The sequence below is a fragment of the Saccharospirillum sp. ABV4_185 genome, from assembly GCF_056159245.1.
In genome coordinates this window covers 1,796,761-1,810,973 of record NZ_JBSWUW010000001.1, presented here as the reverse complement: position 1 = coordinate 1,810,973, position 14,213 = coordinate 1,796,761, and the positions used below count along the sequence as shown (strand labels likewise).

Below are 14,213 nucleotides of genomic sequence, written 5' to 3'. Positions count from 1 at the left end.
GCCTCTGCACAACTCGCACCAGGCTCCTTTGGGATAAGACGACGCCCAAGCCCTTCAGCGACGCAGTGAAACCTTGATCGGCGTTTTACCGCGGATGGCGATAGACTCGCGGTACTGACGCGGCGTCATGCCCTTGATCTTGAGGAAATGCCGATTGAAATTCGCCACGTTGGAGAAGCCGGCTTCGAAGCAGATATTGGTGATCGGCTTGCTGCTGACCTCCAACTGCTCGCAAGCCCGGCTGATGCGCAGCCGGGTGACAAAATCGATAAACCGATAACCGGTCGCCTTCTTGAACCAGCGCGAGAAAAACGACGGCGTCAGGTTCAACTGACCGGCCACCTCATCCAGCGTCAATTCCCGGGTGCAGTGTGCAATGATATAGCTGACCGCAGTATTCACCCGCTCTTCGGTCTGGCTATCGGATTCGTTTTCGTAGGAACGGCTCGACAGCAACTGATAGTCGCCGGTCTCCGCCAGGCAGGTCATAACTTCCAGAAAACGCAGCACCCGCGCCATGCCTCTCAGGCCGGCAATTTCGGCAAAGTCATCGATGACCAGCGCGCTGGCCTCAGGCGAAAACTCAATGCCAAAGCGCGAATCGGCCAGCATCGACTGCAGCGAGCGCATTTCCGGCAGGCATTCGGCCAGCGCCTGAATGCGCTGATCGGAAAAATTGATCACCCGATCGCGAATGCCTTTCTCGAAATGCCCCAGCGACACCCAGTTATGCGGCAGATAAGGCCCACAGAGAAACACCGTGCCGGGCCTGAACGGGCCGACATAATCGCCGATAAAGGCATTGCCTTCGGTGCTTTGAATCAGGTGGAGTTCGTACTCGTCGTGGTAATGCCAGCGCACCAGCGAGCTGTCGGCGCCATGCGCCAGATAACGGAAACTGCGATCAGCCTCGTAGACGGCCTCATAGCTCGGCTTCACAACACTCATGCGGCTGTTACCCCGTCGGTTTGGGACTCAGAAAGGACGACGTGAACGGCCCAAAGTGTAACCCATGGTCTCTGGCCCGACAGCAAAATGACAAAAAAGTATCGATATTAAACGATAAGCTATTGGTCAGACTCGCAGGCTGGCCGTTAACTGAACCATACAATAAGAAATAGCGGCTGTAGCTGCCTGGCCGCCCAAGGCAACCGATATGAAGCTTCCTACTCTGCCCCGCCCCAGTATCGTGCTGCGCATCGGCCTGGGTTTCACCCTGGTCATTGCTGTGGTCGCTATCGCCACCGCGGTGGGCATCGGCTATGGCCGCCAGACCATTCACAGCGTGAACCAACTGACCGGCAATGCCACGCCCATCGTCACCACCAACAATGAGCTGGATTTGTCGATCAGTCGCGCCGCCGAACGCTTTCAACAAGCGCTGGCACAACACGACGACGCCAGCCTGAGCACCCTGCGCAATCAACTCGATGCCAGCCAGGCGCGACAGCGAGAACTGGCCGAACAGCTCAGCCAATTACTGGCCGGTCTCGATAACGCCGAAGCCGCCAACGCCAGCCTGGCCAGCCTGAGTGACCTACTCACCCAGATGTCGACGCTGACCGACACCGCTCTTAACCAGCACCAGCAAAGCCTCACCGTACGTGCCCGTTTCGACACCAACGCCGCCACTGCCGATCAGCTGGCAGCCGATATCGGCCCCTTGTTCGAGAACCTGCTGTTTTCGCTGTCGGACGACTACTCCCTGGCCGTCGCCTACGAATTCTATGCCTCCTTTCTCAGTGGTCTGATGGTGATCAAAAACATCAGCCTGGCCGATTCAGTCGAGCAATTGGCCGAACGTGAACAGCAATTCAACAGCTGGGACCAGAACCACCAGACGCAGTTCTTTAACTTCACCACCCTGGCGATGCGCGTTGCCGAGGCCCAGAGCTTTATGCGCTCGGCCCAGGAAACCTCAACGCTGCTGACCGAACTGACTCAGGGCTCCGAAGACCAGCCCGGCCTGATTGCCGACCGCCGCACGCTGCTCAACGTCGAAGCCCAACAAAGCCAGACGCTGGCAAATCTGGCGCAGTTGCAGAACCAGGCCGCCGCTCAACTGAGTGCATTGAACGATTTCGCTCAACAATACTCCGAGCGCACCAACCAGACCGTCTCCAGCCATTTGATGCTCAGTCTGCTGGCCAGCATCGCTGCACTGGGCATCGCCATTGTCGTTACCCTGGTCGTGGTCTGGCTGATCATCCGCTCCATCCGGCCGCCAATGCGGCGTCTGCAAACCGCGTTACGCGCTTTGTCGCAAGGCGACCTCAGCGTTCGTTTAAGTCATAACAGCCGCGATGAAATGGGTGAACTAAGCCGCTCGGTCGAAGCCGTGCGCCAGTCACTCAACAGCATTATTGAAGGTCTGCGTGAGCGCTCACTGACCATGCAACGCTCGGCACACGACAGCCAGACGCTGTCGCAACGGCTCAGTCACAATGCTGGACGGCAAAGCGAAGACATCGAATCGCTGTCGGCTTCGATGACGCAGATGAGCGCCTCTATTCAGGCCGTCGCCGACACCACCCGCCAGGGCATGGACGAAAGCCAGCAAGCCAATCAGGAAATCGAAGCCACCCTGAAAGAGATGCGCAATAACCAGCAAGCACTGGCGCAACTGAGCGAAGGCTTTGAAGAATCGGTGCGCACCATGACCGAACTGACGCAACAGATGCAGGCCGTGGAAACGGTGTCTGAAGAAATTGAAGGCATCGCCGAACAAACCAACTTATTGGCCCTGAACGCCGCCATCGAAGCCGCCCGCGCCGGCGAAAACGGCCGTGGTTTTGCCGTCGTAGCCGACGAAGTGAGGGCGCTGGCCAGCCGCACCGCCGACTCTACCACCCGCATTCGCGCCATCATCGAACAGCTCACCACCGGCTACGGCCAACTGGCACAGCGTCTGCAGGACAACCGCAACGCCATCGAGCAATGCCACCAGGTGGCCAGCCACTCCAGCCAGAGCCTGGAAGGCTTTCGCGGCCGTATCGGTCATATCGACCAACTCAGCCGCAGCATCGCCGAAGCCACCAGCGAACAGGACAGCTCCGGCCAGGAAATGAGTGAACGTCTGGTGCGTGTCGCCGAAGTCGCCCGCGAAACCCGCGACGACGCCGCCTCTGCCTCCGCAGACAGTCAGCGTCTGGGCGACGCTGCCAGTCAGTTGGAAACCGAAGTCGAACGTTTCCGTTTAGACAGCTAGCCAATCAACGGACAAAAAAAAGGCGGCCCCCGGGGCCGCCAAGCGCTGCCGATGCCTTATTAAAGGCACCCACCATGAATCGTCATCAATGTTCGTTTAACAGAGCCTGCAAGGCTTTATAACCGCCTTCAGTTACAGTGCGCAGGTACCAGTGCTCAACCAAAGCCAGAAACGCCTCGTCCTGACCGGCCGGTTGCTGGCCGAACAGCGCATCGGTTTTGAGCAACGACAGGCGGTCATCGCGCGTCGCCTGGTTCTGTTCATCGCTGAGGTTGAATTCAATAATACGCAACGGCTGTCCGTCGTCGGATTGGCCGTTCAGATAGGCCAGGAAGGTGGCAAACAAAAACGCCAGACGATGCATGGCCAAACCATGACGCTGAGCATCACGCACCACTGGCATGACGTAGTTTTTCAATTTGGCGTAACCGTCCGAACAGATACGGACTTGCTGATCAGCAATCTGTGAGTTACCAAAGCGCTCGATCAGAGTGTCTTCGTAGGCGCGGAATGGCATCACTTCTTTGGCCAAGGTCGGCTCGGCATCGAGCTCCATATACTGACGGACCAGTTTAAGAATGGCGGCGTCTTTAATGGCCAGATCAACGCGTTCGTAACCAGCCAGATAACCGACAAAACCCATCATCAAATGGCTGCCATTTAACAGGCGCAGCTTGGTCATTTCATAAGGCGAAACGTCGTTGGTAAATTCGGCGCCGACTTTTTCCAGAGCCGGGCGACCGGCAATAAAATTATCTTCAATGACCCACTGGATAAAGCTTTCACAACCCAGCGCACACGGATCGTTGACGCCATAGCGTTCAGCAATACGTTCGGCATCGGCGATTTCCGGTGCCGGAGTAATGCGGTCGACCATGGAGTTCGGATAGGACACCGACTGCTCGAACCAGGGTTTCAACGCCGGCTCGGCCAGTTCGATAAAGGCGAGCATGGCTTTGCGCAACACATTGCCGTTATGCGGCACGTTGTCACAAGACATTAAAGTGACCTTGCCAGCATCACCTAAAGCAGCACGCAACTTGGCAGCCTGCCACAAATAACCAAAGAGTGTTTTGGGTGCTTGCGGGTGGGCCAGGTCGTGCTGAATGTCCGGGTGTTCGCTGAAGAAACGATCTCTGTCGAAGTCGTAACGGTAGCCGCCTTCGGTGATGGTCATGCTGATGATTTTCACCTCCGGATCGGCCAGTGCATCAATCGCTTGCTGCGGATTTTCCGGCGCGAAAATCAACCGATGCAAAGAACCGATGACCCGGTCGGTGGAGTCTTGATCGTCTTTCTCAGTCAGGCAATAGAGGCCTTGCTGTTGCTGCAACGCCTCGAACAATTTGGCATCGCCGGGCATCAGACCAATACCGCAAATACCCCAATGAGACTCACCGCCAGCGGCCAGGTAATCGTCCAGATAACGTGCCTGGTGGGCGCGGTGAAAACCGCCGACACCAACATGGACAATACCGGTGGTCAGCTTGCGCTCATAAGCAGGCCAGCCAAGGCCATCAGGACAGGTCGCTGCGGTGAGTTCCGCCAGCGCTTGAGAAGATCGAGACACGCACTTACCTCCGTCAGCGAAGCCGAACTTCGCTCGATTTTCTAACAACAAAGTTGACAACAGGACGGCCAAAACCGCCCTCAATAAAACGGTGCTCTACTACTTAACCGCACCAAAGGTCAGACCACGCACCAACTGTTTCTGACTGATCCAGCCGAAAATCAGAATCGGTGCCACCGCCAGAGTGGACGCCGCCGACAACTTGGCCCAGAACAACCCTTCCGGACTGGAATAGGAGGCAATCAAGGCCGTCAGAGGCGCAGCACTGGAGGTGGTCAGGTTCAGTGACCAGAAAGCTTCATTCCAACTCAGAATCAACGACAGCAAGAAGGTGGATGACAAACCACCCAGTGAGATGGGCAACAACACATGGCGAATTTCACCCCAGACATGAGCACCGTCCATACGGACCGCCTCGAGAATGTCGTTGGGTACTTCACGGAAGTAGGTGTAGACCATCCAGACGATAATCGGCAGGTTGATCAGGGTGAAAATAATGATCAAACCGATCTTGCTGTCGAGCAGGTTGGTGTCACGGAACAGCAGATAAATCGGCACCAACACACCCACCGGCGGCAGCATTTTGGTCGACAACATCCACAGCAACAGACCCTTGGTGCGCTCAGTCGGATAGAACGCCATGGCGTAAGCGCCCGGCACGGCAATCAACATACCGAGGATGGACGAACCAAAACTGATCACCACCGAGTTCCAGAAAAATTTCAGGTAATCGCTGCGCTCAAACACCACCAGATAGTTTTCCAGCGTGGGTTTAAAGAACAACGACGGTGGTGTGGAAAACGCATTCAACTCGGTTTTCAGGCTGGTTAAAACCATCCAGAAAATCGGGAAGAAAATCAGCAGTGCGACCAGCCAGGCAGCAATGGTGACGCCGATACCTTTAACGATTTTAGCGCGATGCATATCCATAACCGGTCTCCTATTGCTCCGCCAACGACTTGCCGACAGCCCGAATCAAAAAGACCGCCACGATGTTGGCCAGAACGACCGCAATAATGCCACCGGCTGACGCCATACCGACGTCGAACTGCAGCAACGCCTGGGTGTAAATCAGATACGCCAGGTTGGTCGTCTGGGTACCCGGGCCACCCGAGGTGGTGGTGAAAATTTCTGCGAAGATCGACAACAGGAAGATGGTCTCAATCATGATGACCACAACCAGCGGTCGCGACAGATGCGGCAAGGTGATGTGCCAGAACGTTGAGATCGGACCGGCACCATCCATCCGCGCCGCTTCCAGTTGTTCCTGATCCATCGACTGCATGGCAGTCATCAAAATCAGGATAGCGAAGGGTAACCATTGCCAGGAAACGATGATGACAATCGAGGTCATCGGCAGGTCGGTGAACCAGTCAATGGGTTCCAGACCGACCTGGCGAAACAGCCAGGCAAAGAGACCACTGACCGGATGCATCAACAGATTCTTCCAGATCAGGGCGTTTACCGTGGGCATAATGAAAAAGGGTGATATCAACAACACACGGACCACACCACGGCCCGGAAAGGGGTTGTCGACCAATACAGCAATCAGCGTACCCAGACCGACAGTAATAATGAGTACGGAGCCGACCAATACGAGGGTGTTCACAATGCCGGCAATAAAACTGGGATCGGTGAAGAACCAGTAGTAGTTTTCAAACCCGATAAAATCGCGACCGCCAGGGATCATCAGGTTGAAATTCAAAGTAGAGAAATAGATGGTCATGGCCAGGGGCACGATCATCCATAACGCCAACAGGATGACCGATGGCGCGACCAGTATCTTGGCGATACTAGCGTTGGTGTTGATCTGAGACATGAGACTGGCTTCCGATAAAACGGGCCCCGCCGGGATAACCCGGCGGGGCTTGATTACGAGCGATTAACTACGACTGAGGATCAGTCCTGGTAGCCCGCGCGACGCATTTCGCGATTCACCACTTGGTTGGCGTTACGCAGCGCCTGGTCAACCGAGACGTTACCGGACAGAGCACCGGAAACCTGCTGACCAACAACCGTACCGAAGCCACTGAAGCCCGGAATGGCAACGAACTGAACACCAGTGTACGGGGAGTCGTTCAGCGTCTGGTCGTTCGGGTCGGCTTTCTGCATTTGTGACAGCGTCATGGATGCAAATTCAGCCGCGTCCAGGTAGTCCTGGTTTTCGTAGGTAGAGTTACGCGTGCCCGGCGGGATAGCGGCGATGCCGTATTCCTGTGCAACCAGTTGCGAGTACTCTTTGGAAGTCGCCCAGGTAACGAACTCTTGAGCGGCGTCTTTGGCGTCAGAGCTGACCGGAATAGCCAGGGCCCAGGCCCACAGCCAACCGCTGCCTTTGCTGGTTTCCTGCTTCGGAGCTGCGGCGAAACCAACCTGATCAGCAACCTGGCTCTGGCTTTCGTCAGTGACGAAGCTGCCGGCGACAGTTGCGTCAATCCACATGGCGCACTTGCCGGTGTTGAACAGCGCCAGGTTTTCGTTGAAGCCGTTGCTGGAGGCGCCCGGAGGACCATAGTTACCCAGGATATCAACATAGAAGTTGATGGCTTCGTGCCAGGCTTCGCCGTCGAGTTGCGCATTCCAGTCCATGTCGAACCAGCTGCCGCCAAAGGCGTTCACCATGGTGGTGACCAGCGCCATGTTTTCGCCCCAGCCGGCTTTACCACGCAGGCAGATGCCGTACTGTTCGTTGGCCGGATCGTGCAGGGCCATGGCGAATTCGCGCATCTGGTCCCAGGTCGGCTCGGTCGGCATATCGAGGCCAGCTTCTTCGAACAAATCTTTGCGGTAGTAAGTCATGGAGCTTTCGGCGTAGAACGGCAGCGCGTACAGAGTACCGTCGTTCGACAGACCGCCACGAACGGACGGGAAGATGTCGTCTACGTCATAGCTGGCGGGCAGATTGTCCATCGGCTCCAGCCAACCGTTTTCGCCCCAGATCGGCGTTTCGTACATACCGATGGTCATGACGTCGAACTGGCCGCTGTTGGCAGCAATGTCCGTGGTCAGACGCTGGCGCAGTACGTTTTCTTCCAGGATTACCCATTCCAGATCGATATCCGGATGCGCTTCTTCAAAGGCGGAAGACAGCGCCTGCATGCGAATCATGTCGCCGTTGTTTACCGTACCGATGGTGACGGTTTCGGCCAGGGCTGCGGTAGAGAGGGATATGGCGCAGGCCAAAGTGGCCAGACGCACTGAGGGTGCTTTTGTTATTTGCATCGCTATTACCTGTCCATTGTTGTTTTTGTGTGAATCAACCGGACGACAGTGACCGGTGGATTACTCCATTAAACGTATGGACTGGCCAGGCAACCAATACTGCACCCAAAAGTTTCTATACTTTTTTGACTTCAGTGGAAATCGGCAACCGGTGCACACCGCCACGCAACGCGAGCGAGTCCCGGTATTGCCTGGGTGTCATGCCTTTTATCTTGAGGAAATGCCGGTTGAAGTTGGCGACGTTGGCGAAGCCCACTTCAAAGCAGATATTGGTGATGGGGTCTGGTGTCAGTTCCAGCCGTTCGCAGGCTTTGCTGATGCGCATCCGGGTGACGAAATCGATAAAACGGTGGCCGGTGGCGCGGCGGAAATAGCGCGAAAAAAAGGTCGGCGACAAGCGCACCAGTGAAGCCACTTCATCCAGGCTGATATCGCCGGTGTAGTGCTCGGCGATGTAATTAACCACCGTATTGATGCGCTGTTCGAGCAATGGATCGGGGTGGCGATCGTAGGCGCGGGTGGAGAGCACTTTATAGTTGCTTTGCGCCAACCGGTTCATCACTTCAAAAAACTCCAGCAGCCGATTCATGCCGCTGGCGCGTTCAATACGATCGAAGGCCGGCACCAGTTCACGACTGACGGCGGCATCGAATTCCAGGCCATAGCGGGCGGCGTCGAGCATAGGTTGCAGGGTCTGCATTTCCGGCAGCAGATGACTCAAGCGCGACATCAGTTCGTCGCTGAAATTGATTACCTGGTCGCGTGTGCCTTGTTGCCACTGGGCAGTGGTGATCCAGTTATGTGGCAGATTGGGACCACACAGATAGACGGTTTGTGGCCGGAATGGGCCGATGTAGTCACCAATAAAGGCTTTGCCGTGGGTGGTGCGGATCAGATGCAGTTCGTATTCGCTATGGTAATGCCAGCGAATCAGATCGCTGTCAGCGGCATGCGACAGATAGCGCAAACTGTGTTCGCGCTCCTGCACCAGTTCGAATTCGGGCTGAGTGGACATGGGACCTCCGGCGGCGAGCTTGTTGTGCTGTTGGTAGGCTCGCCCGACGTTGCCAAAGCATAGGCTCTTGTCAGCCCCAGGTACACTCTGCAGAGGCTGGCGTTAATGCCACAACGCCGCTATCGCGCGTTGCCCCAGCATGGCTTCATCGAAAATGATTTCTGCCGGGGGCGCCTTCCGCCGCACCCAGGCAGACATGCAACGGCAACAGATGCTCTTCACGCGGGTGACAAAAACGGGCGTGCGGTGCTTCCGTCCAGGCCGCCAGTGCGTCCTGACGTTGTTGCGGCGACAATTCCGGATCGGTCAGTTGCTCCACCAGCCACTGATGAAAGGCCTCGCTTTGCGGGCTGGCTGGGCCACCCTGGAAGTTATAGGCGCGCATATTATGGAAGGAAAAACCGGAGCCAATGATCAACACGCCCTGTTCACGCAACGAAGCCAGCGCACCACCCAGTTGCAGATGCACCTGCGGATCGAGCCCTTTCACCAGCGATACCTGCATCACCGGAAAATCCGCCTCCGGATAAATCAGCTTCATCGGTACAAAGACGCCATGGTCATAGCCACGACCGGTTTGACGACCAAAGACGAGGCCCGCTTTATCCAACTCAGCGGCGATGGCCTGCTGCCAACTGAGCGGATTTTGCGCTGGATATTGATATTCGTAGGTCTCAGCTGGAAAGCCGTAATAATCGAAATACAGCCCCGGATCGACGTCCGCCAGTACGGTCGGTTGATCGGCCTCCCAATGCGCGCTGATCACCAACACCGCCTTGGGTTTTTCCCAGCGCGTCGACACCTGCTTGAGCAGATCAATGATGGCCTGATGATTCGGGTCACCCATCAGCGGCAGCGGACCACCACCATGGGGTAAAAAGAAAACCGGGGCTTTGGCAGACATAACAGCTCTCCTCTGTAATGCCGCTCACTCTAGTTCTGCCCCAGTGGCGCCACAATCGGAAAAGACTGACCGAGACCTTCGTGCTTTCTGAACAATACCCGGAACAAGACCGGTGGCCTTTATTGCGCAGCCACCGGCAATGCCTGTTCCGCCTGTTGTACCTGAGCCACCAACTCAGTGACGTGCTCGACAATGGCTGAAGGCCAGTCCGCCATCAACTCGAACATGCGCTGGTGCTCGCGGCGATAAAACTGCCGCAACACTTCCTCATATTGCGGCAGATCACCAGCCAGCGTTTGCAGCAACCGATCAACCGCCTGGCGCGCTTCCTCCAACACCAGTTCCGGCGATCGCCGCGCCGCCTCGACCAGACGCCGCAGCGCCGCCGAGGCACCACCCGGCTGAGCATTCAGCCACTGCCAGTGACGCGGCAGCAAAGACACCTCACGCGACTGCACCCCGAGCTTGGGGCGACCGCGCGACCGTTTGGCGCCAGGCTCGGACAGACCGTATTGCAGCGCCAGCATTTTCAGGATGACGCCGTCGTCCTGGCTGAAATCAATTTCCACCAGGCGGGCACTGCGCCGCTCCAGCACCAGCAGATCGCCACCGACACAGGGCTGGGCGGCGAGATAGCGTCGTGCTGAAGAAAGCGCGTCTGCGGGCGCGCCCAACGCCACCTTGTCATTGCCATGAAAGATGATCAGTTCCATAACCGCCTCATTTATACCCAGAATTAATTTATTTTAATTTAATCCGGGTAATATTCAAGAGTTTATCGGCCTTCGCTCGCCGCCTACACTGATGCGCTTTGTGCCCGGAAGCTGACATCATGATCGCCGACGCCCTCGGACCGGTTTTCTTATTGATCCTGATTGGCGCCCTGCTGGGGCGGCTGAATTTCCCCGGGGCCGACATCTGGCCCGGCATTGAACGGCTCACCTATTACCTGGCCTTCCCCGCGTTATTAGTACACCGCCTGGCGCAGGCGGATTTTTCCGCCGCCGGTCTGAGCCAGCTGGCCTTGGTGATCAGCGCCAGCTTGCTGAGTTTGAGCGTGCTGATCGGGTTGCTCAGCCCCTGGCTGGCCAAAGATGGGGCAGCGGTCACCTCGGTGTTCCAGGGCGGCATCCGCTTCAATACCTATATCGGTCTGGCAGCGGCCAGTGCTCTGTTTGGTGACGCCGGCCTGGTGTGGGCGGCAATGGCCGTGGGCGTGATGATTCCGCTGATCAATGTGCTGTGCATTCTGGCCTTTGCCATCGCTGGCAGTCAGGCCGATATCAGTGCCGGCCGGGTGGCGAAGCAATTAGCCACCAATCCACTGATTCTGGCCTGTCTGCTGGGCTTGGGGCTGAACACCCTCGGCATTGGCTTACCCGGCTGGAGTGCCCCGACGCTGGCGTTGATCGGCGCGACGGCCTTGCCCTTAGGTCTGCTCGCGGTCGGGGTGGCGCTGACGCCGCGCTCGCTCGGAGGCGATGTCGGCGCAATAGTCATCTCCAGCCTGTTCAAGTTCATCGCCCTGCCGGTGTTGATGCTGAGCTTTGGTCACTGGTTTGCGCTGCCGACCATGGCGCTGCAGGTTTTGCTGTTGCTGGCGGCGCTGCCGACGGCGTCATCGGCCTTTATTCTGGCGCGCCAGCTTGGCGGCGATACCCGTTTAATGGCCAACATCATCACCGTGCAATCCTTGCTCGGCTTTGTGTCCTTACCCCTGTGGCTTTGGTTCGGCAGTTTCTGGCTGGGAAATCCGTGATTAAAAGCTGCCAAGCTGTTGATTCCATGGGTTTTCACTTGATCACGACTGCATCACACTTTATAAACTCTGGGACCGTGGCTATTTTTTACGCCACAGTTTTCGAATAGCCGCCCAGCGGCTGTATTCAGCCTGTTCAACCCGGTTCCCGGTTGCAGTTTTGTGAATCGGTATTGGGTGCGGTGCGGATGCCTGGTGCTAAGACAGCCTTGATGGATAACTATCCAGCCTGCTTTCACGATGTACCGCGGAATGCTCTTCATCGCTGAAGTGTATTGGTCGCTCACACAATCTGCCGACTAATACAGTTATGGTGAGATTTCCCCGGAGGGATGATGATTTACAAGAACACTCGCTTTTCCAAAACTCTGAATGTCCTGGTGGGTGCACTGGTTTTTGCCCTGGGTACCAGTGCCGGTACTTTCTATCTGCAGGATACCCTGTTCATTTTTATCCAGTTTAATTCCTACGCTCACTGGGCAGTGGTGTTGATCGGTCTGCCCATCTTGATGGGGCTGATTCAACGCCTGATCAAAATTGTCTATCCGCTGTTCAGTACCCTGATTGGTACCTTGATCAGCGCGGCGGTGCTGTATCCGCTTTATGGGTCCCGCTTCTGGGCCGAACCGCCGCAATTGCTGGATATGCTGATCTATATCCTGATCGTTTCCGGCATCGGCTTTTTGGCGTCCCAGCCATTGCGCACCACCTTCCTGGCAGCGTTTCGGATTAAGCGGTCATCGACGTCCAAACCCAGCAAGACGTCTAAACCGGCGGCTAAGAACAGCGCTAAAAAAATCGATGGCACCCGCACCCAGCGTGTCAGCCGGCCAGCCAGTTCTGACCGCAGCGTGGTTGCACTGATTGAACTGTCGGTTGGTTTGATCTCTCTGGCGTTGAGTATTTTCAGTATTTTCTTCCTCGGCAGCGGCTGACGACTGCCCGACCGGCGCGTGCTTCAGACGTGCCGGTTTTCCTTTTTCTGACCGTCGATATCCGGCCACAGTCAATAATTGCATTTGTCAGTTTTGCCCTTATTGATGCACACCGGATCCCCAAGACAACAGCTATAAATTCTGGCGAGGAGTAGCGCATGAGCGGTGACTGCAATATCGGTCTGATCGGCCTGGCGGTAATGGGTCAAAACCTGGTTCTTAACCTGCTGGATCATGACAACAAGGTGGCCGTCTACAACCGAACGAGCTCAGTCACCGACGATTTCGTCAAACAAAGCGCACATGACAATTTGGTTGGCACCGACTCGCTGCAAGGCTTTGTCGATGCGCTGGCCAAACCCCGTAAAATTATTTTGATGGTCAAAGCCGGCAGCCCGGTCGACGCGGTCATCGATGAACTGCAGCCATTGCTCGACGACGGCGACATCCTGATCGATGGCGGCAACTCCCTGTTTACCGATTCCCAACGCCGCAGCGACGCGCTGACGCCCAAAGGCATTCACTTTGTCGGCTGTGGCATTTCCGGCGGCCAGGACGGCGCCCGTTTCGGCCCGTCAATGATGCCCGGTGGCGACGAATCCGCCTGGCCGGCGCTGAAGCCGATCCTGCAAGGCATCAGCGCCAAGACCGACGCCGGCGAGCCCTGCTGTGAATGGATGGGCGACGGCGGCTCCGGCCACTTTGTGAAGATGGTGCATAACGGCATCGAATACGGCGATATGCAGATGATTGCCGAAATCTACCACCTGCTCAGCGCCACCGGCCTCGACAACGCCGCCATCGCCAGCAAATTCGACGACTGGAACCAAGGCCGTTTATCGTCCTATCTGGTGGAGATCACCGCCGAAGTGCTGCGCATCAAAGACGACGACGGCAGCGACTGGGTCGATAACATCTGGGATAAAGCCGGCCAGAAAGGCACCGGCAAATGGACCGCCATTCAGGCGCTGGAGCTGGGCGTTCCTGGCTCGATCACCACCGAAGCGGTGTATGCCCGCGCGCTGTCTTCACGCTGGGATGAACGCCAGCAGTTGCACGATTTCTATCAGCCCAAGCAGACTTTGGCCGGCTATGACGGTCTGGTCGACGACGCCGAAGCGGCGCTCTATGCCGCCAAGCTGATCGCTTACGCTCAGGGTTTCTCGCTGTTGTCTGAGGCAGCACGTGAATACAACTGGAAGCTGAACATGGCCAACATCGCCCAGGTGTGGAAGGCCGGTTGTATTATCCGCGCCAAGGCGCTGGATCCGATTCAGAAAGTGTTTGAGCAGCAGCCAAAGCTCGACAACCTGATGCTCAGCGACTTCTATCGTACCGAGCTGAATGGTTGTGAAAGCGCGCTGCGTCGCTTGCTGGCCCGCGCCATTGAAGGCGGCGTGCCGACGCCGGCACTGTCCAATGCGCTCGCCTATTTCGATGGCGTACGCAGCGCCCGTCTGCCGGCCAACCTGATCCAGGGTCAACGGAACTTCTTCGGCGCGCACGAATACGAACGCCTGCCGAGCTGATCACAGCCACCGGGCAACACTGTTCAGCCTGAGCAATGTTGCCCTGGTGGGCCCTAGCGTTCCAAAACAAC

12 protein-coding genes are annotated in these 14,213 nt (G+C 56.8%); 4 read left to right on the top strand and 8 right to left on the bottom strand.

Going from position 1 to position 14,213, the window contains the following annotated elements; translation table 11 throughout:
* Positions 1-54: 54 nt before the first annotated feature.
* Positions 55-948: a helix-turn-helix domain-containing protein gene (locus tag ACXAE6_RS08490; protein ID WP_392801514.1), complete on the bottom strand. Its 894-nt coding sequence runs from the start codon at positions 946-948 to the stop codon at positions 55-57.
* Positions 949-1,156: 208 nt separating this feature from the next.
* On the opposite strand from ACXAE6_RS08490, the gene ACXAE6_RS08485 reads away from it, so the two are divergent.
* Positions 1,157-3,208 carry a methyl-accepting chemotaxis protein gene (locus ACXAE6_RS08485; protein ID WP_475146523.1) on the top strand — a complete coding sequence of 684 codons (2,052 nt, stop codon included), beginning with the start codon at positions 1,157-1,159 and terminating at the stop codon, positions 3,206-3,208.
* A gap of 85 nt (positions 3,209-3,293) precedes the next feature.
* On the opposite strand, the gene ACXAE6_RS08480 is transcribed toward ACXAE6_RS08485, so the two are convergent.
* The 7 genes from ACXAE6_RS08480 to ACXAE6_RS08450 form a co-directional block, all read right to left on the bottom strand.
* Positions 3,294-4,778, bottom strand: coding sequence for a mannitol dehydrogenase family protein (locus tag ACXAE6_RS08480; protein WP_475146522.1), 1,485 nt, complete (start codon positions 4,776-4,778; stop codon positions 3,294-3,296).
* Between the two features lie 99 nt (positions 4,779-4,877).
* Positions 4,878-5,708, bottom strand: a complete 831-nt coding sequence (locus ACXAE6_RS08475; protein WP_475146521.1) for a carbohydrate ABC transporter permease — start codon at positions 5,706-5,708, stop codon at positions 4,878-4,880.
* A 10-nt stretch (positions 5,709-5,718) separates the two neighbouring features.
* Complete coding sequence (locus ACXAE6_RS08470; protein ID WP_475146520.1) at positions 5,719-6,597, bottom strand: carbohydrate ABC transporter permease; 879 nt, start codon at positions 6,595-6,597, stop codon at positions 5,719-5,721.
* Between the two features lie 80 nt (positions 6,598-6,677).
* Entirely contained in the window at positions 6,678-8,000 is a 1,323-nt protein-coding gene (locus ACXAE6_RS08465) for an ABC transporter substrate-binding protein (protein WP_475146519.1), read from the bottom strand.
* 115 nt (positions 8,001-8,115) lie between these two features.
* Complete coding sequence (locus ACXAE6_RS08460; protein ID WP_475146518.1) at positions 8,116-9,015, bottom strand: helix-turn-helix domain-containing protein; 900 nt, start codon at positions 9,013-9,015, stop codon at positions 8,116-8,118.
* 145 nt (positions 9,016-9,160) lie between these two features.
* Positions 9,161-9,919, bottom strand: a complete 759-nt coding sequence (locus ACXAE6_RS08455; protein ID WP_475146517.1) for a DODA-type extradiol aromatic ring-opening family dioxygenase — start codon at positions 9,917-9,919, stop codon at positions 9,161-9,163.
* A gap of 119 nt (positions 9,920-10,038) precedes the next feature.
* On the bottom strand, positions 10,039-10,632 hold the full coding sequence (locus ACXAE6_RS08450; protein WP_475146516.1) for a DUF2239 family protein: 594 nt from the start codon (positions 10,630-10,632) through the stop codon (positions 10,039-10,041).
* A gap of 119 nt (positions 10,633-10,751) precedes the next feature.
* Between ACXAE6_RS08450 and ACXAE6_RS08445 the strand changes: the two genes are divergently transcribed.
* From ACXAE6_RS08445 to gnd, 3 genes are all read left to right on the top strand, one after another.
* A complete protein-coding gene (locus ACXAE6_RS08445) occupies positions 10,752-11,678 on the top strand; it encodes an AEC family transporter (RefSeq protein WP_475146515.1) in 927 nt (308 codons plus the stop codon).
* A gap of 335 nt (positions 11,679-12,013) precedes the next feature.
* A complete protein-coding gene (locus tag ACXAE6_RS08440; protein WP_475146514.1) occupies positions 12,014-12,613 on the top strand; it encodes a hypothetical protein in 600 nt (199 codons plus the stop codon).
* 158 nt (positions 12,614-12,771) lie between these two features.
* Entirely contained in the window at positions 12,772-14,142 is a 1,371-nt protein-coding gene (gene gnd, locus ACXAE6_RS08435) for a decarboxylating NADP(+)-dependent phosphogluconate dehydrogenase (protein ID WP_475146513.1), read from the top strand.
* Positions 14,143-14,213: the final 71 nt, after the last annotated feature.